The sequence below is a fragment of the Marinobacter sp. DS40M6 genome (assembly GCF_028581595.1).
Classification (GTDB): domain Bacteria; phylum Pseudomonadota; class Gammaproteobacteria; order Pseudomonadales; family Oleiphilaceae; genus Marinobacter; species Marinobacter salarius.
Genome location: NZ_JAFCAE010000001.1, coordinates 647,910 through 673,074 on the forward strand (window position 1 = coordinate 647,910; position 25,165 = coordinate 673,074).

Consider the following 25,165-nt stretch of genomic DNA (forward strand, 5'->3'; position numbering starts at 1 on the left):
CACCTCGAAATTTTTGTTTTGCGGTTCTGTCATTAGAGGCGTCACGGCGCTGCAGAAATATCCGTTTTCTGCACAGGGGTGTCCGGTGATTGCACAGGCATTGTTGGAACTTTATATTTCAGACAGTTGGCCGACGAAAAAATGAAGACTCGGTGTACAACGATGCCTGAAAATCAGTCGTTCGGGCTGAGATCGGTATAAAGCTGGTGGGTCAGTTCACGCTGAACCCGTAGACGGTCAGTAATTCCCTGCACCACTTCCATTCGGGCCACGGCCCCGGCCTGAATATCCTTCATTGCCTGTAAGGCTTCACCGGACTGGTCCAGGCACTGGTTGCACGACTCGCGGATTCTCTCCATGCCATTGCCCGCGTCCACCGACGTGGTTGTCAGGCTGTTGGCGATGGCGCGAATGCCTTCGCTGGATTCGTTGGCACGAACCGCAAGATGGCGCACTTCGTCTGCCACCACGGCGAACCCTCTGCCATGTTCCCCCGCCCGGGCGGCTTCAATGGAAGCGTTCAGGGCCAGCAGATTGGTCTGTTTGGCAATATCCTGAATGTTGCCGACGATGGTGCCAATTTCCTCGGACTGTGTACCCAGTTGGGTGAAGACCTCGTCAATGCGTCCCATGAAATCGGCCAGTTCCCGGATGGAGGCTTCGGAGTCGGAAATGCAGCTGGCGCTGTGGGTGACTTTGGCGCCCGATGCCTTGGCGAGTTTGCCGGCCTCGCCCATTTCTTCCAGGATGACCTCGACATTATTGCGCAAATCGTCGAGGTGGCTGATGAGCATGGGGTCGGGGGCTAACGGTTGTTCTTGCAGGTTGGTTTCCGGCACCGGCTCTGCGACAGGTTCCGGTACGGGCACCGGTATTTCCTCACGGACGGTGATAACCTCTGGCTGCCATTTCACGCAGAGGGCGAGAGCGGCGGCAACAAGGCCCAGGGTCAGAGTTGCGGCAACAACCTGAAGGAGGCTGCCTGCCGTGGCAAGCAACAATACGATGCCCACTAACGCCAGGATCAGTGCGCCGTAGATGGGGGTTTTGGAAGTTCCGGAGTGTGTCGGTTCCTGTTCGAACGCGAGGGTGTCGGCCATAGTGGTGTTTCCGCAGGGCAATAGTTCTGATTGTGCTGAAACGCTAAGGCTTTTTTGGCGGCGCCACTATCCGCTGAGTGCAGAGGTGTGTCCGTATAATGAAGTTGGGTGCTGGCGAGAGTAAAAGCCAGGCCGGGAGACGAACGGGCCTGGCTTGTATGTCGATCAGGCCAGGTTGTTGACCAGGATCTGGGTTAGCTTGTCCGGGCACTCAACGGAAGGCACATGGCCAACCTGCTCCAGAATGACCGGCTCCGCCGCGCCGCTGGCGTCGGCCAGCGCCCTCAGGGTGTCTGGCGGTGTGGCCACGTCGTCGGACCCTCCCACTAACCGGAGTGGTACGCGTTGCTCGCTGAGCATTTCGCGGAAGTCGACCCGCCCCAGCATTTCGCACAGCAGGGCATAACTACGGTTATCGCCGCGCCCCATGATCACGCGCCAGCCTTCCACCAGCGCTGGTTGCTGTTCGCAGACGCTGGGGCCGAACCAGCGCGGCACAATATCCACCGCCATGGTGCTCAGGCCCAGTTCCAGAACGCTCGCAGAACGGGTGTTCCATGCATCGGGGGTGCCGATGACGGCTCCGGTGTTGGTGAGTGTGGCGGACAGCAATCGGTCTGCATGCTTGCTGACGAGCTGTTGGCCAATCACGCCCCCGATGGACGTGCCCGCGAAGTGGAAACGCTGTGCCTCGGCGGCAGTGGCGAGTACGAGGGCCTCCTGTGACAAGTCTTCAGGGGTGATCTGGTCACTGGCCTCTGGCCAGGCCGCGCTGGCGCCATGTCCTGGCAAGTCCCAGGTGAGTACCCGGAAGCTGTTCAGCAGTGCGGGGATCATGTCGTCCCACACGGCCTGCGTCATGCCCAGAGGGTGTGCCAGCATCAGCAGCGGTTTTGTGCTGTCACCGAGCAGGCGGTAACAGACAGTGCGGCCGTTGTGTTTCAGAAAAGCCATGGTAGCTCCTTGCCTCAGACGCGTTCGATAAGTGTTGCAATACCCTGGCCGACGCCAACACACATGGTGCAAAGCGCGTATCGGCCGCCGGTGTGTTGCAGCTGGTGGGCTGCCGTTTGCAGCAGTCGTGCGCCAGACATGCCCAGTGGATGCCCAAGGGCGATGGCGCCGCCGTTCGGGTTGACCCGGGGATCGTCGTCGGCAACGCCCAGTTCCCGTAGTACGGCCAGTCCTTGCGCTGCAAAGGCTTCGTTCAGTTCGATCACGTCGATGTCGTCAATGCCGATGCCTTGCTTCTCCAGCAGTTTTCGAACGGCGGGGACCGGGCCAATGCCCATAATACGCGGTTCCACGCCGGCCGTGGCCATGCCCAGGATTCGGGCCATGGGTTTTAGGTCGTGGGCTTTTACCGCATTTTCACTGGCAACCAGCATAGCCGCAGCACCATCGTTGACGCCGGAGGCATTGCCGGCGGTCACGCTTCCGCCTTCCCGGAAAGGGGTTGGCAAGGAGGCGAGTTTCTCCAGGGTGCTTGCACGAGGATGTTCGTCGGCATCGAATACCAGTGGGTCCTGTTTTCGGCGCGGAATGGATACCGGCACGATTTCTTCTGCGAAGCGGCCTTCCTTCTGTGCCCGGGCGGTTTTTTCCTGGGAACGGAAGGCAAACAGGTCCTGATCTTCCCGCGACACCTGGTACTGCTCGGCGACGTTTTCCGCGGTTTCCGGCATGGAGTCGATGCCGTATTGCTTCTTCATCAGTGGGTTCACGAAGCGCCAGCCGATGGTGGTGTCTTCGATCTTCTGATCCCGTGAAAAAGCCGAGTCAGCCTTGCCCATCACATAGGGCGCGCGGGACATGGATTCCACGCCGCCGGCCAGTACCAGCTCCATTTCGCCGGCGCGTATGGCGCGAAAGGCGGTGCCCACTGCGTCCATGCCGGAGCCACACAGGCGGTTGAGGGTCGTGCCGGGCACGGAGGTGGGCAGGCCTGCGAGCAGGGCAGACATCCGGGCAATATTGCGGTTGTCTTCACCGGCCTGGTTGGCAGACCCCATCATCACTTCGTCGATGGCGGCGGGGTCGAGTTCCGGGGCCTGTTCCAGTACAGCCTTGAAGATATGTGCCGCGAGGTCATCGGGGCGAACGCTGGCCAGGGTGCCGCCGAAACGGCCAATGGCCGAACGGCGGGGGTGGCAGAGATAAACGTCAGTCATGATAGTCCTCACTGTTGGCCGGCATGATGCGCGTTGGTGCGCGCTTTCAGGTCACGCAGGATGTCCAGCTCTTTGGCACTGGGTTCCGGCGTTGTTTCCAGCTGTTCCGCAAACCGGATCTCCCAGCCAGTCGCTTCGATCACTTCTTCCCGGGTTACGTTCGGGTGTAAGGATGTGACCACCAGTTCTTTGGTGTCCGGATCGGGCTTGAGAATGCACAGATCGGTAATCACCACCGTGGGGCCGCGACCGATATTAGGGACATTATCCCGTGCGGTGCCGTCACGTCCAAAGCCAACGGTGGTGACGAAGTCCACGTCCTTCACGAAGGTGCGTTTGGAATGCTTCACGGTAATGAACACTTCCTTCGCGTTGGTGGCGATTTCAGGGGCACCGCCACCGCCTGGCAGTCGCACTTTCGGTTCGCGGTAGTCTCCAATCAGGGTGGTGTTGAGGTTGGCGAAACGGTCGATCTGGGCGGTGCCCAGGAAGCCGACACTGATGTGGCCGCCCTGGAGCCAGTAGCGGAACATCTCCGGAACGCCGACGGTGGTCAACGCCGATTCGCACAGTTCGCCATCACCGATGGACAGTGGAAGAACGTCCGGTTTGGTCTGCAGGGTGCCGGATTCGTAAATCAGGGTGACGTCGGGCGCGTGGGTCAGGCGTGCCAGGTTGGCGGCCTCACTGGGCAGGCCGATACCGACGAAACAGGTCATGTCGTTGGTCAGTGCGCGGGCGGCAGTGACGCTCATCATTTCCGAAGAGGTAAATTCAAGGCTCATCACGCAGCTCCTTTTTCAAATACGTTGTCTTTCAGCCAGCTCTGGAAGGTTTCCCGGTCCCGGGCAATGCCGTCCCACTCTTTGTAGAAAGCGTTGTCGCGGTCGTAGTAGCCCAGCGCATAGGACGGGCTGGCGCCTTTCGGGGCCTCGGCAATGGCCGTAACCGCCCAGGACGGCAACACGCAGGCGTTCACCGAAGCGCCCAGATCGTCCACCACTTCTTCAACGGTCACGATGCTGCGCTTGGCGGCCAGAACCACTTCTTTCTGGATACCCACAATGCCTTCTATCAGTACATTGCCTTTGCGGTCGGCCCGCTGGGCATGAATCACAGCAACGTCCGGACGTACCGATGGCACGGCGGCCAGGCGCTCTCCGGTGAACGGGCACTCGATGAATTTGATCTGGTCATTCACCTTTGGCAGATCGCTGCCCACGTAGCCACGGAGCACTGCCAGTGGCAGGCCAGCAGCACCGGCTTCATAGGCGCAGGCCATGGCAGCGTGGCTGTGCTCCAGGATCTCCAGTTTATTCGGCCAGCCTTTCTCGACGGCATCTCGCAGGCGATGCAGTGAGCCCACGCCTGGGTTTCCGCCCCAGGAGAAGATCAGTTTCCGGACGCAACCCGCACCGATCATCTGGTCGTACACCAGATCCGGTGTCATGCGGATGAGCGTCAGGTCGCGCTTTTCCTGGCGGATGATTTCGTGGCCCGCAGCGAAGGGGATCAGGTGTGTAAAGCCTTCCATACAGACCGTGTCGCCGTTGCTGATATAGCGGCTCACGGCTTCCTTGAGAGAGAGAAATTCAGCCATTACAGAATCTCCAGTGCAGTGCATTGTTGAAAAGTTCGATATACGAACATAAGTTTAATATGCGAACATAATGACTCGAAGGTTTTGTCGTCGTCAAGTACAAATTTTCACCAGTTGATAAAAATGCACGGATGTTCGGATAGCGAACGAGCTGTTACCATTCGAACAGGCTGTGTTCAGGCGAGTAAGGAGTAGGAATGGACGATCAGGTTCTCAGGCCCGGAGACCGGGATTATGTAGGCGCACTGGCGTCAGGGTTGGAAGTGTTGCAGGCGTTTGACGCTGAGCATCCACGGATGACCCTGAGCGAGGTGGCGACACGGACGGATATGGACCGGGCCAAGGCGCGGCGTTTCCTGCTCACTCTCCACGCACTGGGATTCGTGAAGCGCAACGGCCGGCAGTTCGAACTGACGCCCCGGGTTTTACAGCTGGGTTATGCTTACCAGGCCTCGAACCAATATCGGGCGGTCATCCAGCAATACCTGGAGGACATCACGGCGGAACTCGGGGAGTCGTCCTCGCTGGCGGTGCTGGATGGTGACGATGTGGTGTACGTGGTGCGCTCTTCGGCCCGACACCGGCTGATGGCGATTACCCTCTCGGTGGGTACACGACTTCCGGCGGCCTATACCTCTATGGGCCGGGTGCTGCTGGCGCAGTTGCCGGAAGCGGAGCTGGAGACGTTTCTTCTTCGCGTGAAGCTCGAGCCCTATACCGCTTCTTCCATTACCAATGCCAATGCCCTGAAGAAAGACATTGCGAAGGTCCGGGAGCAGGGCTATTCGATTGTGGATCAGGAGCTCGACTCAGGCCTTCGTTCCGCTGCGGTGCCGGTGTTTGCCGGCAATGGCGAGCTGCTGGGCGCGATCAATATCAGTACCAATGCGGCGCGGGTGGATATGGAAACACTGGTGGGGGTGTATTTGCCCCGGTTGCAGCAGGCGGCCGAGGCTGTACGGCGAACGACCCGCTGAAATCACGGATACCGGCCCGTCAGCCGGTTTTCCACCAGCTCATCCAGAATCGTGTTCGCCAGTCGCATCACCGCATTGGGGTTTTCTCCCCGCCGCCGTGACGCAATGACCGGTACGCTGATGTTGTCATCTTCCAAAGGCATGTAGTCCACACCTTCCCGGTTCAGCCGTCGGACCTGCTCCGGCACCAGGGTAAACCCCATATCCGAAGCCACCAGTGACAGCGCCGTCTGCAGGTCATTGACCTGTTGCATCACGTTGATACGCAACCCGCGACGATGGAACAGGCCCTGGGTCAGATCGGCGAAGTTCGGGCCCGGGCCGGACGGGAAGGTGATCATCGGCCATTCCGACAGCTCCTTCATGGACGGCGGGTGCCGGGTCAGGGGGTTGCCGGCGGGAATGGCCGCGATAATGGGTTCGTCGAACAACAGTTCCTGATCAACATCCGGGTCTTCGATGCGCACCCGGCCAAAACCGATATCAATCTTCCCCGATTTCAGCGCATCTACCTGCTCCCGTGTTTTCAGTTCGTGCAGGATGATTTCCAGGTTCTTGTTGCGCCGCAGGCGCCGGACCATCAGTGGCAGTTGCCCGTAGAACACGGAGGGTACGAAGCCGATGGAAAAAACGGTTTTGCGGTGTTGGGCGATCCGGCGGGTGTCGCTGACGGTTGCGGCCATCTTGTCGAGAATCTGCCGTGCCTGCTCAAGAAAGTATTCACCGCCGGTCGTTAATACCAGCCCCCGGGGCTTCCGAATGAACAGCGCAACCCCCACTTCTTCTTCCAGCTGTTTGATGGCACGGGTCAGAGGTGGCTGGGCGATAAACAGCTTTTCCGCAGCACGAGTGAGGTTCAGTTCCTCTGCCACCGCCACGAAGTAGCGCAAGTGTCTCAGCTCCATCCATACCTCCAGGGTATCGCTTCGTACTTAATCAATATTGGCTCCCATACGTGAAACTTCGTACTGTCCGAATGACAGGCATTTTAACTTGCGATTCGGAGAGCACATGTCCGCCACCATTCAGTCCATTGAAGCCATCCTGGTCGATATCCCGACCATCCGGCCGCACAAACTATCCATGACAACCATGGGGGTTCAGACCATGGTGATCGTGCGGGTGAAGGATTCCGATGGCCTGGAAGGTTTGGGTGAAGCCACCACGATTGGCGGCCTGGCCTACGGCCCGGAAAGCCCCGAAAGCGTGAAACTTACCATCGACACCTATTTCAAGCCACTGCTGATCGATCAACCAGCGGATGCCATCAATACTCTTAGAGTAAGGCTAAACCGTGCGACCCGCGGAAACAACCTGGCCAAGTCCGCCATTGAAACCGCGCTGCTGGATCTGCAGGGAAAGCGCCTGAATCGTCCGGTTTCCGATCTGCTCGGCGGCGCTCTGCATCAGCACATTCCGGTGCTCTGGACGTTGGCCAGTGGTGATACCGCCAAAGATATCGATGAGGCGCACAGTCTGATCGCGCAACAACGCCATTGCGATTTCAAGCTGAAAATTGGTTCTCGCGCGGTGATGGATGATGTGCGCCATGTGGCGGCTATCAAAGAAGCCGTGGGGGAGCAGGCCAGTGTGCGTGTTGACGTCAATCAGGCCTGGGATGAAGCCACGGCAGCCAAGGGTATGGCTGAGTTGCAGGCCGCGGGCATTGATCTGGTGGAGCAGCCGACTCCGATGAAGGATTTCGGAGCCCTGGTACGACTGTCCGAAAAATTCCATATCCCGATTCTGGCCGATGAATCCGTAGCCGACGCCAAGGATCTGTTTGCCCTGGCGGCCGGAGGATTCGCCGGTGCGGTGGCCATGAAAATTGCCAAGGCAGGCGGTCCGATCCGAGCGTTGGAACAGGCGATGGTTGCCCAGTCCGCAGGACTCGGACTGTACGGCGGCACCCTGCTGGAAGGCACCATCGGTACCGCCGCGTCCCTGCACGCCTGGTCCACGCTGGAAACCCTTCACTGGGGAACAGAGATGTTCGGCCCGCTACTGATGAAAGACGACATCGTGGTGCGCCCGCTGAACTTCCACACCAACGGTGTGGACCTGCCGCAGGGCCCGGGCCTGGGTGTCGAGATTGATGAAGACAAGCTGGCGGTCTATCGCAGAGACGCATAGGGCGCCGGCCGTAAGTACGCCGCAAGAATGGATAACGGAGGAAAGCACATGCTGTTCAAAGTTGAGATGAAAGTGAACATCCCCCACGACATGCCCGCCGATGTGGTAGCGGACATCAAGGCCCGGGAAAAAGCTTACGCCCAGGACCTGCAGGAAAAGGGCAAATGGCGCCACCTGTGGCGTGTGGCGGGTAGCTACGCCAACGTCAGTATTTTTGATGTGGAGGACAACGCCGAGCTGCAGGACCTGGTCGGCAACCTTCCGCTGTTCCCGTACATGGATATCACCGTTGCGCCCCTGTGCCGTCACCCGTCATCCATTCACGAGGATGACCGCTAACGGGCGTAATCAGCCAATACCGGCGCCCAATGTTTTCAGGCGCCACACAGAACTTGTTGCCAATTGATTGGGATGTCTGGAGCAACAACAACAAAAGACCGAGGAGACCAACAATGACCGTTAAGACCATGCAATCCGCAGATGTGAAGGAACTGCTGGAGAAAGTAGCCGGCTTCGACAAGGACGGTGGCAATGAGCGCATGAAGAAGATCGTTCATCGCGTCATGCACGATATTTTCCAGATCGTGGAAGATTTCGATGTCACGCCCGAGGAGTTCTGGAGCGCCGTCTATTACGTGGGCGAACTGGGCGCAAATGGTGAGGCAGCCCTGCTGGCGCCGGGCCTGGGTATGGACCGTTACCTGGACATTCGCCAGGACGCCGAAGACGAGCAGGCCGGCCTGACCGGCGGTACGCCGCGCACCATCGAAGGCCCGCTGTACGTTGCCGGCGCCCCCATGAGCGAAGGCTTTGATCGCATGGACGACGGCTCAGACAAGGACGCCGAAGCCATCCTGATCAAGGGCCGAATCACCGATGAAAACGGTGAGCCGCTGGCGAACGCGGTCGTGGATATCTGGCACGCGGATACCAAGGGTGCCTACTCCTATTTCGACCAATCGCAGAGCGAGTACAACCTGCGCCGTCGTATCAAAACCGACGCCGAAGGCCGGTACGCCGCCCAGAGCATCATGCCGTCCGGTTACGGTTGCCCACCGGAAGGCTCCACTCAGCAGTTGTTGAATCATCTGGGCCGTCACGGTCAACGCCCCGCGCACATTCATTACTTTGTGTCGAAGCCGGGTTACAAGCACCTGACGACGCAGATCAATATTGCCGGTGACGAGTACACCTACGACGACTTTGCATTTGCTACCCGCGAAGAACTGGTGGTTGCGGCCAATCGTGTTGAGCAGTCGGAAACAGGTGCACAGCATGGCGTGAACGGACCGATTACCGAGGTTGAGTTCAACGTCACTCTGGTTGCGACAGACAAGCCTGAGCTCCAGGAACGCCACGCACGCCGTCGCGCCCTGGAAACCGACGTTGCCTAAGCGCCACCCAAGAACAAGACGGAGTGAACGACATGACTAGCAAACTCGACAAGCTTGCAGACAAAGTACGCGACGCGGTGATCGCGGATCCGGAAACCGGCCGTTATCAGTGTGATCGGGGTATCTTCACCGACCAGGAACTGTTTGACCTGGAGATGAAGTACATCTTTGAAGGCAACTGGGTGTACCTCGCCCATGAAAGCCAGATTCCGGAGCCGGGCGACTACTTCACGGTGACCGTGGGTCGCCAGCCGGTAGTAATCACCCGCACCAAGGATGGCGAGCTCAAAGCCATACTGAACACCTGCTCGCACCGTGGCGCCACCTTGTGTCGCAAGAAGCGTGGCAACAAGACCTCCTTTACCTGCCCGTTCCACGGTTGGACCTTCCGGAACGACGGCCAGTTGCTGAAGGCGAAAGACCAGAAGAAGGGCGGTTACCCGGAGCAGTTCAATACCGACGGCTCCCACGATCTGAAGCAGATGCCGAAGTTCGGCAATTACCGTGGCTTCCTGTTTGGCAGCCTCAATGCCGATGTGCTTCCGCTCGAGGAACATCTGGGTGAAACCACCAAGATCATCGACAACATCGTGGATCAGTCGGAAGACGGCCTGGAAATTCTGCGGGGCAGTTCGACCTACACCTATGAAGGTAACTGGAAGCTGACCGCCGAAAACGGTGCGGACGGCTACCACGTGGGCACCGTGCACTGGAACTATCTCTCCACCATGGGCCAGCGTAATTACGACAAGGGCGGCACCGAAGCGGTGGATGCCAAGAGCTGGTCCGCCGAGGGTGGTTTTTACTCGTTCGAGAACGGCCACATGATGTTGTGGACCCGCTTGCTGAACCCGGAAGTGCGCCCGATCTTCAGCCAGCTGGAACGTCTGGAGAAGACCTACGGCGAAGCTCGCGCCGATTCCATCGTTCGTACCACCAAAAATCTGTGCCTGTACCCGAACGTCTACCTGATGGACCAGTTCTCGACTCAGATCCGTGTGACCCGGCCGATCGATGTCAACAAGACGGAAGTCACCATTTACGCCTTTGGCCCGAAGAATGAGCCGGCAGAGCTGCGCGCCAAGCGCATCCGTCAGTACGAGGACTTCTTCAACGTGACCGGTATGGGCACTCCGGACGATCTGGAGGAATTCCGTGCCTGCCAGAACGGCTACGAAGCCCGTGACATGCGTTGGAACGACATGAGCCGCGGCGCGGCCCACTGGATCGATGGCCCGGATGAGCACGCCAACCAGATCGACATGAAGCCGACCATGAGCGGCGCCCGTCCAGACGACGAAGGCCTGTATGTGAACCACCACAAACACTGGCAGGTAGAAATGACTCGCGCTATCGAGGCCGAGCGTGCCCGTTTCATTCCTTTGGCTTCGAGTTCAACTGATTCAGAGGAGGCTTCCGCATGAGCCTGAGCTATCACGATATCGAGCAATTCATCATCCGTGAGGCCCGTTTTCTGGACGACCGGGAGTGGGACAAGTGGCTGGAGTGCTACCACGAGGACGTCACCTACTGGATGCCGGCCTGGGACGATGACGATGAGCTGACAGAAGATCCGCAAAGCGAGATCTCGCTCATCTATTACCCCAACAAGGAAGGTCTGGAAGACCGGATCTACCGGATCAAAACCGAGCGTTCCGGCGCCAGCTCCATGCCCGAGCCGCGCACGACCCATTTCACCAGCAATCTGGAGATTCTGTCCCAGAACGAGAGTGAAGTGACGCTGCGGTTTAACTGGCTGACCAAGTCCTATCGCTACAAGAAAACTGCGGAATTCTTTGGAACGTCTTTCTACACCCTGGATGTCACCGGCGACCAGCCGCTGATCCGGGAGAAGAGGATGGTCCTGAACAACGATTGCATCAATCAGGTGCTGGACGTTTATCACCTGTAATTGATGGGGAGAGCATCATCATGAGTTATAACATCGCGCTTAACTTTGAAGACGGCGTTACCCGTTTTGTGTCCTGCAACGAAGGCGAGACGGTTCTGGACGCCGCCTACCGTTCGCAGATCAATCTGCCCATGGACTGCTCCGATGGCGTCTGCGGCACCTGCAAGGGTGCCTGCCGTCAGGGCGAGTTCGACATGGGTGATGAATACATTGACGAAGCGCTGTCTGACGAGGAAGCCGAGCAGGGCATGGTGCTGACCTGCCAGATGGTGCCCTCCAGTGATTGTGTGGTGGAAGTGCCTGTCGCTTCCACCATGTGCAAGACCGGCAATGCGGAAGTGGCGGGAACGGTGGCCGAGGTGAACCTGATCTCGCCCACGTCGATCGAGCTGAAAATCACGGCCGATGAAGACATTGCCTTTCTGCCGGGACAGTACGTGAATATTCAGGTTCCGGGTTCCGAAGAGACCCGGGCCTACTCCTTCAGCTCGCCACCTGGCAGCCGTGATCTCAGTTTCCTGATTCGCAACGTGCCGGGCGGGCTGATGAGTTCGTGGCTCGTGGGCGAGGCCCGCACCGGTGACAAGGTGACCCTGACCGGCCCCATGGGCAGCTTCTATCTACGTCCCGTTGAACGGTCGATACTGATGCTGGCAGGTGGCACCGGCCTGGCGCCGATGCTGGCAAAGCTGGAGTATCTGAAAGCCAATGGCTGTGATCAGCCAACTCACCTGGTGTATGGCGTCAGCAATGACGATGACCTGGTGTGCCTGGATATTCTGGACCGTTTTGCCGCGGAGCTGGATAACTTCAGCTACGTGACGGTTGTTTCCGGCGAAGAAAGTGACCATCCGCGAAAGGGGTATGTCACTCAGCATATGGACGAAGCGCCTGTGAACGACGGCGACGTGGATGTCTACCTCTGTGGTCCCCCTCCCATGGTGGATTCCGTGCTCGGGTTCTTCCGTGAGAAGGGCATTGAACCGAACTCCTTCCACTACGAGAAGTTCACACCCAGTGCACCGTCGGCCAGGGAGAAGGTCGCATGAAAGACCGCTTCACCGACAGGGTCATGGTGATTACCGGCGCCGCCCAGGGGATTGGCAAGCGCGTGGCCGAACTGGCCGCCGCCGAGGGCGCCAGGCTGCTTCTGGTTGATGTTGCTGACTACGTTCAGGGCGTTGCCGCCGAACTGCGTGACCAGGGTGCTGATGCCGTTGCTGTCCAGGCCAACCTGGAAACCTGGGACGGTGCTGAAAGCGTTATGGCAGAAGCGCAGAAGCAGTACGGTCGCATCGATGTTTTGATCAACAATGTCGGCGGTACGATCTGGGCGCAGCCGTTTGAACACTACACCCCGGAGCAGATCGAGAAGGAGATCCAGCGTTCCCTGTTTACCACGTTGTGGTGCTGCCGGGCGGTTCTGCCTCATATGCTTCAGCAGAAGGGTGGTGTCATCGTGAACGTATCGTCGGTGGCAACGCGCGGGCTGATGCGTGTGCCTTATGGCGCGGCCAAGGGCGGCGTGAATGCGATGACGGTTAACCTGGCCTATGAATACGCGCCGCACAATATTCGGGTAAATGCCGCCGCCCCCGGAGGCACAGAAGCGCCCCCGCGCCTGACGCCGCGCAATGCAAAAGAGCAGAGTGAGCAGGAGAAGGCCTGGTATCAGACGCTGATTGACCAGACCACGGAAAACAGCTTCATGAATCGTTATGGAACCCTGGACGAACAGGCCGAACCTATCCTGTTCCTGGCATCGGATGCGTCTTCCTATATGACCGGTACCGTGCTGCCTGTGGCAGGTGGTGACCTGGGATAACCCATTACACAGCTCCGCACAAGAACAAGAGCGGAAGTGAGAGATCATGAGAAACATCGACGTAAACGACGTTATTGATAACGCCACATTCAACAAATTCCACTGGAAAGTCCTTTTCTGGTGCACTCTGATTATTGTCTTCGACGGCTATGATCTGGTGATCTACGGGGTGGTGCTTCCCATCCTGATGGACCAGTGGGACCTGAACCCATACGTAGCCGGTTTGCTCGGCAGCAGCGCGCTGTTTGGCATGATGTTCGGGGCCATGGGGTTCGGAATGCTGTCGGACCGGCTCGGGCGCAAGAAAGTCATCATCACCTGTGTGGTGTTGTTCAGCGTGACCACGGTCATTAACGGCTTCGCCACCACGCCCTGGCAGTTCGGTATCCTGCGATTTATTGCCGGCCTCGGTATTGGCGGTGTTATGCCGAATGTGGTGTCCCTGATGAGTGAATACTCACCTGCCAAGCGACGTAGCACTCTGGTAGCGCTGATGTTCAGTGGCTATGCGGTAGGCGGCATGATGTCTGCCGGCCTGGGCATCTGGATCGTGCCCAACTACGGGTGGGAAATCATGTTCTATCTGGCGGTGGTGCCGATGCTGATGCTGCCATTCATGCTGAAATTCCTGCCGGAATCGGTGGCGTTCCTGATGGCACAGAAACGCGAGAGTGAAGCCCGCGATATCCTGACCCAGGTAGCTCCGCTCAAACACATCAACGAACAGGACGTGTTGACCGTACCGCCAACCACCGACAGCAAGGCCCCTGTGCTCGAGCTGTTTCGCGATGGGCGGGCAATGAGCACGATGATGTTTTGGGTGGCGTTCTTCTGCTGTCTGCTGATGGTGTACGCGCTGGGTTCCTGGTTGCCGAAGCTGATGTCCAATGCCGGTTATGCTCTGAGCTCCAGCCTGATGTTCCTGATGGTATTGAACGTCGGGGCGATCATAGGTGCCGTCGGCGGTGGCTGGTTGGCCGACCGACTGTCGCTGCGCTCGGTGCTGGTGTCTTTCTTTATTCTGGGCTCCGGGTCACTGGTGCTGTTGGGGTACGAAAGCCCGATGTGGTTCCTGTATATCCTGGTGGGTATTGCCGGTGCGACAACCATCGGCTCCCAGATCCTGCTTTATGCCTATGTTGCTCAGTACTACCCGACCAGTATTCGCTCCACCGGACTGGGCTGGGCATCCGGCATTGGTCGCAATGGTGCTATTGTCGGGCCACTGTTAGGTGGCGCACTGCTGGCCATGGCGCTGCCGCACCAGATGAACTTCCTCGCATTGGCGGTGCCGGGTGCCATTGCCACGGTGGCCATTGCTCTGGTCGGTAGTCGTGGATTTGGCTTCCGGCGCGAGCCGGTGGCTCCGAGCGACGGTATGGCTGTTAGCGGTAGCTAAAGCGTTGGAGTGTTGATGTGATCCCAGGGTAGATAGTCAGTCTGACCCTCCTTGGCCCCGGCGCGAAAGTGCCTGGGGCCCTTTTTCGTTAAGCAGAATCATAAAACCAACAACGGATTGCGCTTATGTCGAGACTTCTGAAAGACCTTTCTTTGCCGGCCATTGTGGCCGGGTTTCTGGCCGTTCTGGTGTCCTACTCCGGGCCGCTGGCCATCCTGTTCCAGGCTGGAGCAAGTGCTGGTATTTCCGACCAGATGATGACGTCCTGGGTCTGGGCAATCTCCATGGGGGCGGCGGTTTCCGGCATCATTCTGTCGATCTGGCTCAAGGCGCCAGTCGTCACTGCCTGGTCGGCGCCCGGCACCGCGTTGTTGGTGGCGCTGTTTCCGGAACTGTCGCTGAATGAGGCCGTAGGCGCCTATATTACGGCGGCGGTCATCATTTTTATCATTGGTGTCTCAGGCACCTTTGACACGTTCGTTCGTGCCATTCCCAAGGGCATTGCGGCGGGCATGATGGCGGGCATCCTGTTCCAGTTCGGCGTGGGGGCGTTTACCGCGATTGAAACAACCCCGGCGCTGGCGATTGGCATGCTGCTTTCCTACGTGGTGTTCCGTCGTCTGTTTCCCAAGTACACCCTGATTTTGCTGTTGATTGCCGGCGTGATTCTGGCGGTGGTGTTGGAAGGGGCATCACTGTCTGGCGTGCGCTGGAGTATTGCAGTCCCACAGTTCATTGAGCCGGAGTGGAACCTGGGATCAACGTTGAGCCTGGCGATTCCGCTGGTACTGGTGAGCCTGACCGGGCAATTTCTCCCGGGCATGGCAATCTTGCAGGGGGCAGGGTACTCCGTCAGGGCCAAACCGATCATCGGGGTGACCAGCCTGGTATCGCTGCCGATGGCGTTCTTTGGCGGTATCACCACGGTGGTGGCGGCAATCACCGCCGCCATCTGCACGGGTAAGGATGCCCACGAAGACCCCTCCCGTCGATACGTTGCCGGTGTGTTTAACGGCGTGTTCTATCTGGTGGGTGGCCTGTTTGCCGGTACCATCGTCAGTCTGTTCACCTCACTGCCTGCGGCCTTTGTTGCGGTACTTGCGGGGCTGGCGTTGCTGGGGGCTATTGCGGGCAACCTGTTTGCCGCGCTGGAAGATGCCAGCCATCGTGAAGCGTCATTGATCACCTTTATTGTGACGGCCTCTGGCATGTCGGTGTTCGGGCTGTCGTCTGCGTTCTGGGGTGTTGTGATCGGCTATGGTTGCTACCTGGTGCTTAATGGAAGTACCGGCAGAAAATGATTTCTGGATGGGGTAGGCTGGGGGCTTCTCTGGTTTTGGGGCTGAGTGAGCATGACTGAATCGACCGACCTGCCATTCCGGTTTCGGTTTCGCGTCCGCTACGGTGAATGCGATGCCCAGAGTGTGGTGTTCAACGCACGCTACGCGGATTACGTGGACATTTCCGTTAATGAATATATCCGCGTTCTGTTCGGGGATTACCAGAATCTGCTGGATCAGGATCTGGACATTCAGGTAGTGAGTCTCACCGTGAACTATCGGGCACCGGCGCGCTTTGATGATGTGTTGGAAGCCAGGATACGAGCTGGCCGTATCGGTAACACTTCATTCACGGTGCACCTTGAATTCTATCGGTACGGAGATGGATTGCTGGTGGCAGAGGCTGATATCACCTACGTGTTGATCCAGCCGTCGACAATGACGAAGACGCCAGTGCCAGACGCAATCCGGAAAACGCTGGAGGAAGGCGCTCCCGGCGTGATGATCAGTCACGCCGGGGAGCAAGTTCAGGATCGCTGATCAGCCCTGCTGCAAGGCCTGCATCACCGCCTTGGCGGTGCCTTCCGAGGAGGGCGGGTTCTGCCCGGTAATCAGCTTGCCGTCCACCACGATGTGCGGTGTGAAGTCATCCCCGGAGGTGTAGGTGGCGGTTTTTTCCTTCAGCATGTCTTCCAGCAGGAATGGCACAACATTGGTCAGGCCAACGGTCTCTTCCTCACTGTTGCTGAAACCGGTCACGTTGCGACCGCCGACGAGGTTCTGCCCTGGCTTGATCTCGACATCTCTGAAGACCGCCGGGGCATGGCATACGGCGCCAATGACCTTGTCCTGTTCGTAGGCTGCCTTGATCAGAGCGACGGACTTGTCATCGTTCACCAGATCCCACAGTGGGCCATGGCCCCCGGGGTAGAACAGGGCGTCGTAGTCGTTCATATCCACATCCGCCAGTTTCTTCGTGCTGGCGAGCGCTTCCTTGGCATGGGCGTCCTGCTGGAAACGACGGGTGGTTTCCGTCAGTGCATCCTCTGTTTCACTGTTGGGGTCGACGGGTGGCTGTCCCCCCTTGGGAGAGGCAATGGTGATGTCTGCGCCGGCATCCCTGAAAACGTAATAGGGGGCGGTGAACTCTTCCAGCCAAAAGCCGGTCTTGTGGCCGGTATCTCCCATCTGATCGTGCGAGGTGAGAACCATCAGTACTTTCATGTAACCTGTCCTTTTTGATCAAGGGATGTATTCTGACAACTGCCTTATAACCTTCTTACTTGCGGTGATCCGGCTGGAATTCAACCGTGTGGACGAGCGATCGCACCAGAACACTCATGGCGGAATGATGTTGAAAAAACTGTTTGAACCAACGTTGCGACTGTTCTGTGCGCTGTGTGTCTGGACTGGGGTGCTGACCGTGCCAGTTGCTGTCCAGGCGTCTGAGGACACCGACTGCAAGACGCTGACGGTGAGTGGTAACCCCGAGTACCCACCTCTGCTGTGGCGAAGCACAGAGAAGGAGGGGGTTCTGGTTGGTGCCGTATCGGCGCTGTTACGGGAAATCGTCGAGCCCATGGGGCTGGAGGTTGTGGTCCGGGACCTGGGGTCCTGGGCCCGGGTTCAGCATATGGCTCGCAAGGGTGATATCGATATGGTCGCGGGCGCGTTCATTACCTCAGAGCGTATCGGCTACATGGATTACCTGCTCCCCCCGATCACACATCTCCCCACGGCTGTCTGGGTTCCCAAGGGTGGTGAATTCATCTACCGCCACTGGCCGGACTTGCTGGGGAAGCGCGGCAGCACGCTGATCAACAACAGCTTTGGGCAGAACTTTGATCGTTACGCAGACAACAACCTTCAAATCGAAGGGGTGAGAAGCATCGAGCAATCTTTCAAAATGGCACTTGCCGGCAGGGTGGATTATGTTCTCTACGAGGTGCTGCAGGGGCAGGTGAAGCTGGACAGCCTGGGTGTTGCGGACCGGTTTGAGGCGCTGGAGCCCCCTGTCAGCAGGGAGGGCCTATTCTTTACGTTCTCAAAGGCATCACTGTGTAACACGTTTGAGTTGCGGGAAGCCATAGCCGACCGATTGTACAAACTGGTGAGTGCGGGCCGGGCCAGGCAGTTGATTCATGACTACACCCGGCTATATAGAGGAACGGAGTGAAGGGAGCTTTTGGGTAGCGATCGCTCCGAACAGACTGCAGGCAATAATAGAAACCACGATTGCAGGCCCCGCCGGGATATCCTGGCTGGCGGATAGCCAAAGCCCGACGCTGTGTCCTGAAAAACAGTATGCTGCGGCTGCGAAAAGGCCATGTCCACGAAGAAAACAAAGCATCAGCGGCGCGACAATCAGGGTTGCAAACACGACGTAGATTCCCGCCATGTTGACGGTCGTGGTCACGGCGACCGCAAACAAAGGTAGAAAGCTCAACGAGCGTGTGCGTTCCGACGCTGTACTCTGCCACAACAACACGGCACCGGTGATGGTGACCAGCGGTATCAGCGCCGGGCCGGTGACCCACAGTAGATCCCCATTCAATGTCCTGGCCAGTTGCTGCGCCCCATGGGGATCGTTGCTGACCACCAGAGTGGCGAAGCTTGCCCCGGCGACATAGAGAATGCCAATCATGGCCTCGCGATGTTCGGGCACCCATTTCAGGATCAGGTGCACCATCGCGACGGCTACAAGTGCAAATAACAGCCCGCTGACAGGAAGACCTGCAACGGTGTGGTCTGGTAACAGGGACATCCCGGCCAGCGACCCGAGGGCCGCCCACTGGGCAATCGCCAGGTCTGCAAACACTACGCCCCGCGCCAGTACCCGGTAGCCCAGAGGGACCAGGCTCAGGGCCATCAGCATGCTTGCCCCCAGGGGTGTCAGTAGCCACAACCAGTTAGTCATTGCTGGCACTCTCGTTCGGGCGCTGCGAACGATAATGTTCCAGGCGACCAATGATGTGGCTGATCAGCGCCGCAAGGTGATCGGTGTCCGCGTCATTGGTGACGGTGCTGGGGAGCACTTCAACCGGAAGATCGACCTTCTCGGCTAGCCAGTGTGCGGGACGCTCGTCCTGGTAAGTGGCAATCAGGATCAACGCCAGCTCTGGAATCGCCGGGTCTGAAAGCACATTGCTTAAGTGGGATGCGCTTGGAGGCAGCCCCGGTTTAGGTTCCAGGTCAATGGCAGTGTCAATGCCAAGCCAACGCAGAAGGTATCCGAAGGTGGAGTGTTGAACCCCCACAGACATGCCTTCCAAGTGCCTCGCTGTATCACGCCATTGCGTCGTTTTCAGATGCCAGTGAACCTTCCATTGTTGCTGGCGCAAACGGATACCATTGGTTTGTTCGGGCGCAAGATCAACGATTCTGTCTGCCAGTGCATTCAGGATCACTGGCACACGTTGTGGGTCCAGATGGATGTGTGGATCGCCTTCCGGATGGACGTCGCCCATGCTGCGGTCTACATGTTGGTGAGGCTGATGCAGGTGGACCTGTTCTGCCGCAAAGAACAATCCCGGTTTCCCGGGTTGTACGTCCTGGTTGGATGCCCTGCTGATCAGGGCTGGTAGCCAGCCGGCCTCCAGCGACGCGCCGGTACAGACGGCAAGGTCGGCACGTCGCATGGCTGCAATCAGGCTTGGCCTGGCTTCAATATAGTGGGGATCCTGCATAGCCGTGGTTGCCGTGTGAATGTCCGCATCCGGAACCAGGGCCCGTACAAGGCTTTCCCACTCCGGCTCGCAGGCAAACACGTTGAGAGTTGCCTGGGCTGGCGTTATGACCAGCCCCAGCAGGACGCCCGATAGTAACCGCTTAAAATCCATGGGCACCATGTGCTCCGAAGCTCATTACGTATTGCAGCATGACGGTATTGTCGGCTTGCTCAAATCCTTCTGCCTCCTGGTGCGTGTACTGCAGCCGTACCGTTGAGAAGTGCGAGCGTGACCAGGCCAGCATGACGTCCGTTTCCTTCAGTTCCTGATGATGAAAGTGGTCGCCGTGAGCGTCCTGGAGTTCCACCTGTCCGTAGCGGGCACCCGTGGACCACTGGGGGGCGAACTGGTATACCGCCGACGCATACCACCCTTCATGAACATCGTCCGAGGTGGCATGCTCATTCAGGTTGTCGGCGTACAGGTATTCACCACTCAGGGTCAGTTGCTGCTGGCGGTTGTTGCCTCCGGGGGCCCATTTCCACACCAGATCGGTGATGTAGAGGTTTTCGCCAGTGTAGCCGGCACCATGAGAGTGCCCACTGTGGTCTCCCTCATGATCATGGTCATCGTGCTCCTCGTGGGCTTCGCTGTGAGTCTGACGGTTGTTCAGATACGAGAAGCCCGCCTGCCAACTCTGTGACCGGGAGAGGTCGCCCCCGACTCGTGTATTGACGGTATACACGCCAATGTCTTCGTCACCCTCGGAGAGTCTGCCGCCATCAAAGGCCTCAGCGCCAATCTGCCAATAGAAAGGCGTGGGAAGTAACAGGTTGAGGCGCAGGCCATCGTCGAAATAATGGCTTCCCAGCAGGGCTCGATACACGGCAGGGCGTTCGACGAAGTCGTCCTCGTGGAGGTGGCGACTGTTCAGGTAACCCACCTGAGACAGAAACCGCCCGCCGCGAACACTAAGGTTGTAGGGCATGCCGGTGGTCTGCAGGAAGGCTTCTTCAAGCTCCAGTTCGGTTTCACCTTCGTGATCTTCCAGAACCGCTGTCAGACGGCCCTCGAACAGATCATCGATGGGCGAAGACAGGGACAGTTCGGTATGACCAAGACCAAAGCCTTGATCACGGTGTGACAGGGCCGTCTGGTTCTGTTTGTAATAGCCGTCCAGGATCACGCTGACGTCAGGGTTCAGTTCGTTGGCCTGGTTGGCTTGGATGGTGGCGAGCGGGAACAGGGCCAGCGCGAGAGCGCTGGCACCAATGTATCGGTGTGTCATAGAGGTCCTCTGACTGCAGGATTGTGTGCGGATGGAGCGTTCTCTGGTGTCATTCTTCGTGATCGTGATCGTGATCGTGATCGTGGTCTGGCAAGCCAAGCCAGACCAGTCCGGATGCGGCGAAGTCCAGAGTGATCGTGCGAACGATGTCACCATCGTGCGTGTCGATCTCGATGATGGTCTGATCGTTGGGGTTCAGCACGAACAAGCGGTCTTCCGACGCGGACTGTGCGATGGCTGGAGCCGCATCCGTCTCCGCCAGAGGGGGCGTGATATCAAGGGTTGCGGCCAGGGCCCATTCGTCGGACGGATGGAAAATCCGCAGCTTGCCGTCGTCGCCCATGACATAGAAAACCTCGCCGTGGGCATCAAAGCCCTGGGCGATACGGCCAACGCCGTCTTCAAGCGCGAGTTCGCTGTAGTTATCCGTGGCCGCTTCGGCATCGATCACAAACAGTTGATCACCGGCAATGCCGACCATTTCCTCAACGTTGTGATGGCTCGCCAGTGTGCCGATCCGGCTGCCGTCTTCCAGGGTGTCAGGGTTGCCAAGCTTGGTCGCCGGATAAGAGACGCCGTGCAGATCAATTACCAGGACGCCATCGCTGCACCCAAAGGCGACAACGTGATCGTTGGCCGCTGCACCGTGGAGCCGGGGGCAGGTTTCGCTGTAGCGTTCCTCGAACGCGAATGCGCCGTTGGCGAAATCGTAGCGCTCGACCTGGCTGGGCAAGGTGGTGTCGGTGACAGAGGCATCGCGGTAGGTAACGAACAGTTTGCTATCCGCAAGTTTGGCAACGCCGTGCATGTTGTTGTCCAGATCCAGGGAGGCTTCGGCGGTTCCTCCTCCCAGCGACTCGTCGGTGAACACGGTGACTTTGGAGCTGGCGGCGTCTGAGCCATCAAAGAAAACGATGCCCCGATCGTCGCCCAGCGAGTAGTGAGTGGGGCGGTTATCGTTCAACGTCAGGTTGAGCATGGTTGGCGTTTCCGCGTAATCATGCATGTGGTCGCCGTGGTCCTCGGTATACAGACCACTGTCGAAAAAAGAAACCAGATCGTCGCCACGCTGAATAACGACCCCATAGCGGCTATCGGGGCTGCTGAACAGTCTGGGGGCTTCCCCCGTCAGTTCAAACGTGGCCAGGGTTTGACCGTTGTCGTCGATGTCCAACACCTTTACGGCATTAGCGTCAGTATCGAACAGCGCTAGACGGCCGGCGGTATCGATGTCGGTATGCTCATGGGAATCATCGTCATCCGAACTGCTGCCGCCACACCCTGCGATCAGGATGGCGGAAAAGGCGATGGCCATGGATGAACGGCCTGAAAGAGCCCAATTCCGTTCGGCTTTCGAATTGTCTTGAATTGTCATTCCAAACTCCTTGTTGTGTTAAATGTTATAACATTGCGTTTCAGAGGTAGCTCAAAGCCAGTCCAGCGCCAGAACCAACCGTGGATGGCGGCCAGGTGAAGGCGACCTGTGGACCAGCCCTTTCCCTTCATTACCCACCCATGACTCACCCTTAAGCAGCGCAATAGTGCCGGTGCCGAGACGCTCCACATTGGTGGGTTCAACCGATTGATCTGGAAGAGGGCCGAGCTGGGAAGGCCGGATAACCTGGTCTTCCGGCAACCACTCCGTGCCGGTTCCCTGATACGTGCACAGAAGTCGCACTGGCACCCGGTCAACGTGAAAGCGAGGGCACATGGTTCCTTTTAATACGTGCAGCCGAAGCCCAACGGTGTCGGGTTCAAACAGGCATCGATACATCCCTATCAGCTCGTCCGCATCAGCCACCCAGTCGTCGGCACCTCCAATGGTCAGCGCCCATTTCGGTAAGGCGAGTGCCGCGCTGTCGGCTTCCAAAAGCGTGACAAAACGTTCCATCTGCCCTTCCCAGGCTGAGAGCTCGGCAGCAAATTGCGCAATTCGGGGGTTCAGAGAGCGGTTGCAGGCAACCAGGTTGACGTCGTCCCGAAAGATTTCAGTCAAGCAACCTGGATGTTCGCCCATGACAGCGATGGGTTTTTCTAGTGCGGGCGGTTGCAGCGTCATGGTCTTGTCCTGATGAAAATAAATGGAGAAAGACGACGGTTCCAGTCGTCGATTTCGACATTAATGTTATGTTATAACATAATGAATTCGAAAGCCAAGCTTTCGCCTTTTGTGCTCAACCCAGAGATAGACCTTGGGGAAGAAGAAAAGCGAAGTGTGACTGACCTACTGGTGGATCAGGAGCAGTTGTTGGCAGGGAAGGCGTTTTGGCAAACGCTCAACGATCCGTTCCCGGCCTGGGAAGAGCTCTGACACCGGTCGAGTGACTGGCCTGGGTGGCTGGGCGCTTCGTGTCGTGGCGGGACTGCTGTTTCAGATCCAGCCACGCCTGAAAAATGCTGCTGGCGTTGCCGGCCAGTTGAGTTGCTGCTCGGCTCATCACACCGTCTCCTGTTTGCATCGACTCACTGAAAGACTAGCAGTAATAATCTTTAATGCAAACGATTATCAATAACAATTTGGAGTGTGGTTGATCTTGCCTGATGGCATACGTTTATTGGATACCCACCCTATGGTCGTTCGCTACCTATCTGTATACACTAAAGAGCTTTGGGGCCCCTCAGCTTACAGGGCCCACAACACTAGGAGGTAGCAGTCGATGGCAATCTGGACCCGCAGTATCCCCACCCTCGAACAAATGGCCGAAGCCAGTAAAAACACCGCTGTCGAGACCATGGGTATTGAATACGTGGAGATTGGTGATGACTACGTGATTGGCCGTATCCCGGTCGATGAACGCACGGTTCAACCGTTTGGCATTCTCCATGGTGGATCGTCAGTGGTGTTGGCGGAGACCCTTGGGAGCATGGCGGCCAATTATTGCTTGCGCAAGGAGAACCAGATTGCTGTGGGGCTGGACATCAACGCCAACCACATCCGCTCCGTTACCAAGGGCTGGGTATACGGAACCGCACGCCCGGTTCATATCGGCGGCACAACGCAGGTCTGGGAAATAAAGCTGGAAAACGAGGAAGGCAAGCTGACCTGTATCTCAAGACTCACCATGGCCGTCATCGACCGAAGCTGACACGTCCGGTGCTTTACGGTTGAGAATGCCCTGTTCGATGAAGTCCTTCATTACGATGCCGAAGCTCTCGTCCGGCACTTCCCGGGCAATCTTGTAGGGTTGTCCGGAGCTGTCCTGCGTTTCTTTTAACAGGTTTGCTTCGCGAAAGATGGCCAGCGGCTGCTTGTTTGCGTCTCGCACAAGCAGCACCCGCGGTTTGAGTTTACTGGTGGGATGGGTGGCCACTACGATGCCTACCTCACCGTTGGTCATTTCCACGATGGAACCGGGCGGGTAAACGCCAACCATGCGGATAAACTCCACCGCCAGCTCCGCATCGAACTGGGCGCCCTTGTTGCGGTGGATAATCTGCAACGCTTCCATGGACGCCCGCCCCTTGTCGTAAACCCGGGAGCTGGTGATGGCGTCGTAGGTGTCGACCAGCCCCACGATTTTCGCGAACAGTGGAATCTGCTGCCCGGACAGGCCTCGTGGATAGCCCTTGCCATCCATTCGTTCGTGATGGGAATAAGCAACATCAACGGCCGCGTGTGCCAGTCGGGGGAGTGCCGCAAGCACATCGCGACCAAAAGTGGTGTGGTTTTTCATCACCGCGAACTCTTTGGGCGTGAGGGCCCCGGGCTTGTTCAAGATCTCGTCATCAATGCGCATCTTGCCGACATCGTGAAGCAGGCCACACAGTGCCACAGTGCGAATCTCGCCTTCCAGCAGCCCCAGGTGCTTGGCAAACGCAGCTGACAGGATTGATACGTTGATGCAGTGTTCGGCCGTGTATTCGTCCTTGTTCTTGATCTTGGTGAGCAGTAGCAGAGCATTGTCGTTGCGCAGTACGCTATCCACGCAATCATCCACCACCTGGTGGATCTGGTTCATTTCCAGGGTCCGCCCGAGCCGCAGGCTGGACATGATGTTTTTAGCCGTGGCTTTGGCATCGGCATAGTTCATCCGTGCCGTTGCCATTTCCCGGCTGGCGTCCACTTTATTGACGTAGGTGACTTTCCGCTTGGGGATGGCCGAAGGCTGTTGAGAAACGTTGGGCTTGCTGGTTTTAGCCGATGTTTTACGTCGGCTCACCGGCGCGTGTCTCTCGGCAGTTGGAGCGACTTGTACACGTCCTTCCACGATGACCGTTTCGCACTGTTGCTGCACGGCAAGCACATCTTCCTCAGTCTGAAGAATGAAGCCCTGCAGCAGGAAATCGGTATCTTCCCACGGCCGGTCCAGACGAATCACATGCATCCCTATTGCCAGTTGGGATACCGGGATTTCAGTCTCTATGATGTCTTCGCGGCCCATTGGCATAGTAGATTTTCTCGAAGCCAGGATTGGCGC

Annotated in this window: 27 protein-coding genes; 13 read left to right on the forward strand and 14 right to left on the reverse strand. The window is 58.0% G+C overall.

The genetic code is table 11. The annotated features are described in order from the left end of the window. Positions 1 to 173: 173 nt before the first annotated feature. The 5 genes from JJO78_RS02905 to JJO78_RS02925 form a co-directional block, all read right to left on the reverse strand. Entirely contained in the window at positions 174 to 1,100 is a 927-nt protein-coding gene (locus JJO78_RS02905; protein ID WP_273622779.1) for a methyl-accepting chemotaxis protein, read from the reverse strand. A gap of 165 nt (positions 1,101 to 1,265) precedes the next feature. Beyond that, positions 1,266 to 2,054, reverse strand: coding sequence for an alpha/beta fold hydrolase (locus tag JJO78_RS02910; protein ID WP_075195465.1), 789 nt, complete (start codon positions 2,052 to 2,054; stop codon positions 1,266 to 1,268). Between the two features lie 14 nt (positions 2,055 to 2,068). Continuing rightward, complete coding sequence (gene pcaF / locus JJO78_RS02915; protein WP_075195464.1) at positions 2,069 to 3,271, reverse strand: 3-oxoadipyl-CoA thiolase; 1,203 nt, start codon at positions 3,269 to 3,271, stop codon at positions 2,069 to 2,071. Between the two features lie 8 nt (positions 3,272 to 3,279). After that, on the reverse strand, positions 3,280 to 4,056 hold the full coding sequence (locus JJO78_RS02920; protein WP_075195463.1) for a CoA-transferase subunit beta: 777 nt from the start codon (positions 4,054 to 4,056) through the stop codon (positions 3,280 to 3,282). Further along, positions 4,056 to 4,871, reverse strand: coding sequence for a CoA transferase subunit A (locus JJO78_RS02925; RefSeq protein WP_075195462.1), 816 nt, complete (start codon positions 4,869 to 4,871; stop codon positions 4,056 to 4,058). Before JJO78_RS02925 ends, JJO78_RS02920 begins: the two co-directional genes overlap by 1 nt. A 197-nt stretch (positions 4,872 to 5,068) precedes the next feature. On the opposite strand from JJO78_RS02925, the gene JJO78_RS02930 reads away from it, so the two are divergent. Next, positions 5,069 to 5,848: an IclR family transcriptional regulator domain-containing protein gene (locus tag JJO78_RS02930; RefSeq protein WP_075195461.1), complete on the forward strand. Its 780-nt coding sequence runs from the start codon at positions 5,069 to 5,071 to the stop codon at positions 5,846 to 5,848. A 2-nt stretch (positions 5,849 to 5,850) separates the two neighbouring features. On the opposite strand, the gene JJO78_RS02935 is transcribed toward JJO78_RS02930, so the two are convergent. Further along, positions 5,851 to 6,753 carry a LysR family transcriptional regulator gene (locus tag JJO78_RS02935; protein WP_075195460.1) on the reverse strand — a complete coding sequence of 301 codons (903 nt, stop codon included), beginning with the start codon at positions 6,751 to 6,753 and terminating at the stop codon, positions 5,851 to 5,853. A gap of 106 nt (positions 6,754 to 6,859) precedes the next feature. Between JJO78_RS02935 and JJO78_RS02940 the strand changes: the two genes are divergently transcribed. The 10 genes from JJO78_RS02940 to JJO78_RS02985 all read left to right on the forward strand — a co-directional run bounded on the left by JJO78_RS02940 (position 6,860) and on the right by JJO78_RS02985 (position 16,331). After that, positions 6,860 to 7,981, forward strand: coding sequence for a muconate/chloromuconate family cycloisomerase (locus JJO78_RS02940; protein ID WP_127402336.1), 1,122 nt, complete (start codon positions 6,860 to 6,862; stop codon positions 7,979 to 7,981). A gap of 48 nt (positions 7,982 to 8,029) precedes the next feature. Continuing rightward, complete coding sequence (gene catC / locus JJO78_RS02945; protein WP_007152837.1) at positions 8,030 to 8,320, forward strand: muconolactone Delta-isomerase; 291 nt, start codon at positions 8,030 to 8,032, stop codon at positions 8,318 to 8,320. Between the two features lie 113 nt (positions 8,321 to 8,433). After that, on the forward strand, positions 8,434 to 9,375 hold the full coding sequence (gene catA / locus JJO78_RS02950; protein ID WP_075195457.1) for a catechol 1,2-dioxygenase: 942 nt from the start codon (positions 8,434 to 8,436) through the stop codon (positions 9,373 to 9,375). Positions 9,376 to 9,407: 32 nt separating this feature from the next. Then, on the forward strand, positions 9,408 to 10,799 hold the full coding sequence (locus JJO78_RS02955; protein ID WP_127402335.1) for a Rieske 2Fe-2S domain-containing protein: 1,392 nt from the start codon (positions 9,408 to 9,410) through the stop codon (positions 10,797 to 10,799). Beyond that, positions 10,796 to 11,287: a benzoate 1,2-dioxygenase small subunit gene (gene benB / locus JJO78_RS02960; protein WP_075195455.1), complete on the forward strand. Its 492-nt coding sequence runs from the start codon at positions 10,796 to 10,798 to the stop codon at positions 11,285 to 11,287. Before JJO78_RS02955 ends, benB begins: the two co-directional genes overlap by 4 nt. 20 nt (positions 11,288 to 11,307) lie before the next feature. After that, on the forward strand, positions 11,308 to 12,336 hold the full coding sequence (gene benC, locus JJO78_RS02965; protein ID WP_075195454.1) for a benzoate 1,2-dioxygenase electron transfer component BenC: 1,029 nt from the start codon (positions 11,308 to 11,310) through the stop codon (positions 12,334 to 12,336). Further along, positions 12,333 to 13,112, forward strand: a complete 780-nt coding sequence (gene benD / locus JJO78_RS02970) for a benzoate diol dehydrogenase BenD (RefSeq protein WP_127402334.1) — start codon at positions 12,333 to 12,335, stop codon at positions 13,110 to 13,112. The genes benC and benD overlap by 4 nt, the downstream gene beginning before the upstream one ends. Positions 13,113 to 13,158: 46 nt before the next feature. Next, the gene (locus tag JJO78_RS02975; RefSeq protein WP_127402333.1) at positions 13,159 to 14,511 is read left to right on the forward strand and encodes an MFS transporter; all 1,353 of its coding nucleotides are present in this window, start codon (positions 13,159 to 13,161) and stop codon (positions 14,509 to 14,511) included. A 125-nt stretch (positions 14,512 to 14,636) separates the two neighbouring features. Further along, on the forward strand, positions 14,637 to 15,812 hold the full coding sequence (locus JJO78_RS02980) for a benzoate/H(+) symporter BenE family transporter (RefSeq protein WP_127402332.1): 1,176 nt from the start codon (positions 14,637 to 14,639) through the stop codon (positions 15,810 to 15,812). Between the two features lie 51 nt (positions 15,813 to 15,863). Further along, positions 15,864 to 16,331 carry an acyl-CoA thioesterase gene (locus JJO78_RS02985; RefSeq protein WP_127402331.1) on the forward strand — a complete coding sequence of 156 codons (468 nt, stop codon included), beginning with the start codon at positions 15,864 to 15,866 and terminating at the stop codon, positions 16,329 to 16,331. Here JJO78_RS02985 and JJO78_RS02990 read toward each other — a convergent pair whose 3' ends face one another. Further along, positions 16,332 to 17,015 carry a type 1 glutamine amidotransferase domain-containing protein gene (locus tag JJO78_RS02990; RefSeq protein WP_127402330.1) on the reverse strand — a complete coding sequence of 228 codons (684 nt, stop codon included), beginning with the start codon at positions 17,013 to 17,015 and terminating at the stop codon, positions 16,332 to 16,334. Between the two features lie 88 nt (positions 17,016 to 17,103). Between JJO78_RS02990 and JJO78_RS02995 the strand changes: the two genes are divergently transcribed. Continuing rightward, on the forward strand, positions 17,104 to 17,967 hold the full coding sequence (locus tag JJO78_RS02995; RefSeq protein WP_227662324.1) for a substrate-binding periplasmic protein: 864 nt from the start codon (positions 17,104 to 17,106) through the stop codon (positions 17,965 to 17,967). On the opposite strand, the gene JJO78_RS03000 is transcribed toward JJO78_RS02995, so the two are convergent. From JJO78_RS03000 to JJO78_RS03025, 6 genes are all read right to left on the reverse strand, one after another. Beyond that, positions 17,947 to 18,708 carry an ABC transporter gene (locus JJO78_RS03000; protein WP_127402328.1) on the reverse strand — a complete coding sequence of 254 codons (762 nt, stop codon included), beginning with the start codon at positions 18,706 to 18,708 and terminating at the stop codon, positions 17,947 to 17,949. The two genes, JJO78_RS02995 and JJO78_RS03000, sit on opposite strands and share 21 nt — an antisense overlap. Next, on the reverse strand, positions 18,701 to 19,630 hold the full coding sequence (locus JJO78_RS03005) for a metal ABC transporter solute-binding protein, Zn/Mn family (RefSeq protein ID WP_127402327.1): 930 nt from the start codon (positions 19,628 to 19,630) through the stop codon (positions 18,701 to 18,703). Before JJO78_RS03005 ends, JJO78_RS03000 begins: the two co-directional genes overlap by 8 nt. Continuing rightward, on the reverse strand, positions 19,620 to 20,747 hold the full coding sequence (locus JJO78_RS03010; RefSeq protein ID WP_127402326.1) for a hypothetical protein: 1,128 nt from the start codon (positions 20,745 to 20,747) through the stop codon (positions 19,620 to 19,622). The genes JJO78_RS03005 and JJO78_RS03010 overlap by 11 nt, the downstream gene beginning before the upstream one ends. 49 nt (positions 20,748 to 20,796) lie before the next feature. After that, complete coding sequence (locus JJO78_RS03015; RefSeq protein ID WP_226909966.1) at positions 20,797 to 22,122, reverse strand: hypothetical protein; 1,326 nt, start codon at positions 22,120 to 22,122, stop codon at positions 20,797 to 20,799. 51 nt (positions 22,123 to 22,173) lie between these two features. Further along, positions 22,174 to 22,806, reverse strand: coding sequence for a DUF1826 domain-containing protein (locus JJO78_RS03020; RefSeq protein ID WP_127402325.1), 633 nt, complete (start codon positions 22,804 to 22,806; stop codon positions 22,174 to 22,176). Positions 22,807 to 23,023: 217 nt separating this feature from the next. Next, positions 23,024 to 23,185, reverse strand: coding sequence for a hypothetical protein (locus JJO78_RS03025; protein ID WP_159265582.1), 162 nt, complete (start codon positions 23,183 to 23,185; stop codon positions 23,024 to 23,026). 219 nt (positions 23,186 to 23,404) lie between these two features. Between JJO78_RS03025 and JJO78_RS03030 the strand changes: the two genes are divergently transcribed. Further along, positions 23,405 to 23,833, forward strand: a complete 429-nt coding sequence (locus JJO78_RS03030) for a hotdog fold thioesterase (protein WP_036202370.1) — start codon at positions 23,405 to 23,407, stop codon at positions 23,831 to 23,833. Here JJO78_RS03030 and JJO78_RS03035 read toward each other — a convergent pair. Further along, entirely contained in the window at positions 23,798 to 25,135 is a 1,338-nt protein-coding gene (locus JJO78_RS03035; RefSeq protein ID WP_127402324.1) for an HD-GYP domain-containing protein, read from the reverse strand. The genes JJO78_RS03030 and JJO78_RS03035 overlap by 36 nt on opposite strands. Positions 25,136 to 25,165: the final 30 nt, after the last annotated feature.

Bases quoted from the DNA above. Each gene is read 5' to 3' on its own strand.
- JJO78_RS02905 (WP_273622779.1), bottom strand. From the start codon at position 1,100: ATGGCCGACACCCTCGCGTTCGAACAGGAACCGACACACTCCGGAACT.
- JJO78_RS02910 (WP_075195465.1), bottom strand. From the start codon at position 2,054: ATGGCTTTTCTGAAACACAACGGCCGCACTGTCTGTTACCGCCTGCTC.
- pcaF (WP_075195464.1), bottom strand. From the start codon at position 3,271: ATGACTGACGTTTATCTCTGCCACCCCCGCCGTTCGGCCATTGGCCGT.
- JJO78_RS02920 (WP_075195463.1), bottom strand. From the start codon at position 4,056: ATGAGCCTTGAATTTACCTCTTCGGAAATGATGAGCGTCACTGCCGCC.
- JJO78_RS02925 (WP_075195462.1), bottom strand. From the start codon at position 4,871: ATGGCTGAATTTCTCTCTCTCAAGGAAGCCGTGAGCCGCTATATCAGC.
- JJO78_RS02930 (WP_075195461.1), top strand. From the start codon at position 5,069: ATGGACGATCAGGTTCTCAGGCCCGGAGACCGGGATTATGTAGGCGCA.
- JJO78_RS02935 (WP_075195460.1), bottom strand. From the start codon at position 6,753: ATGGAGCTGAGACACTTGCGCTACTTCGTGGCGGTGGCAGAGGAACTG.
- JJO78_RS02940 (WP_127402336.1), top strand. From the start codon at position 6,860: ATGTCCGCCACCATTCAGTCCATTGAAGCCATCCTGGTCGATATCCCG.
- catC (WP_007152837.1), top strand. From the start codon at position 8,030: ATGCTGTTCAAAGTTGAGATGAAAGTGAACATCCCCCACGACATGCCC.
- catA (WP_075195457.1), top strand. From the start codon at position 8,434: ATGACCGTTAAGACCATGCAATCCGCAGATGTGAAGGAACTGCTGGAG.
- JJO78_RS02955 (WP_127402335.1), top strand. From the start codon at position 9,408: ATGACTAGCAAACTCGACAAGCTTGCAGACAAAGTACGCGACGCGGTG.
- benB (WP_075195455.1), top strand. From the start codon at position 10,796: ATGAGCCTGAGCTATCACGATATCGAGCAATTCATCATCCGTGAGGCC.
- benC (WP_075195454.1), top strand. From the start codon at position 11,308: ATGAGTTATAACATCGCGCTTAACTTTGAAGACGGCGTTACCCGTTTT.
- benD (WP_127402334.1), top strand. From the start codon at position 12,333: ATGAAAGACCGCTTCACCGACAGGGTCATGGTGATTACCGGCGCCGCC.
- JJO78_RS02975 (WP_127402333.1), top strand. From the start codon at position 13,159: ATGAGAAACATCGACGTAAACGACGTTATTGATAACGCCACATTCAAC.
- JJO78_RS02980 (WP_127402332.1), top strand. From the start codon at position 14,637: ATGTCGAGACTTCTGAAAGACCTTTCTTTGCCGGCCATTGTGGCCGGG.
- JJO78_RS02985 (WP_127402331.1), top strand. From the start codon at position 15,864: ATGACTGAATCGACCGACCTGCCATTCCGGTTTCGGTTTCGCGTCCGC.
- JJO78_RS02990 (WP_127402330.1), bottom strand. From the start codon at position 17,015: ATGAAAGTACTGATGGTTCTCACCTCGCACGATCAGATGGGAGATACC.
- JJO78_RS03000 (WP_127402328.1), bottom strand. From the start codon at position 18,708: ATGACTAACTGGTTGTGGCTACTGACACCCCTGGGGGCAAGCATGCTG.
- JJO78_RS03005 (WP_127402327.1), bottom strand. From the start codon at position 19,630: ATGGATTTTAAGCGGTTACTATCGGGCGTCCTGCTGGGGCTGGTCATA.
- JJO78_RS03010 (WP_127402326.1), bottom strand. From the start codon at position 20,747: ATGACACACCGATACATTGGTGCCAGCGCTCTCGCGCTGGCCCTGTTC.
- JJO78_RS03015 (WP_226909966.1), bottom strand. From the start codon at position 22,122: ATGACAATTCAAGACAATTCGAAAGCCGAACGGAATTGGGCTCTTTCA.
- JJO78_RS03020 (WP_127402325.1), bottom strand. From the start codon at position 22,806: ATGACGCTGCAACCGCCCGCACTAGAAAAACCCATCGCTGTCATGGGC.
- JJO78_RS03025 (WP_159265582.1), bottom strand. From the start codon at position 23,185: ATGAGCCGAGCAGCAACTCAACTGGCCGGCAACGCCAGCAGCATTTTT.
- JJO78_RS03030 (WP_036202370.1), top strand. From the start codon at position 23,405: ATGGCAATCTGGACCCGCAGTATCCCCACCCTCGAACAAATGGCCGAA.
- JJO78_RS03035 (WP_127402324.1), bottom strand. From the start codon at position 25,135: ATGCCAATGGGCCGCGAAGACATCATAGAGACTGAAATCCCGGTATCC.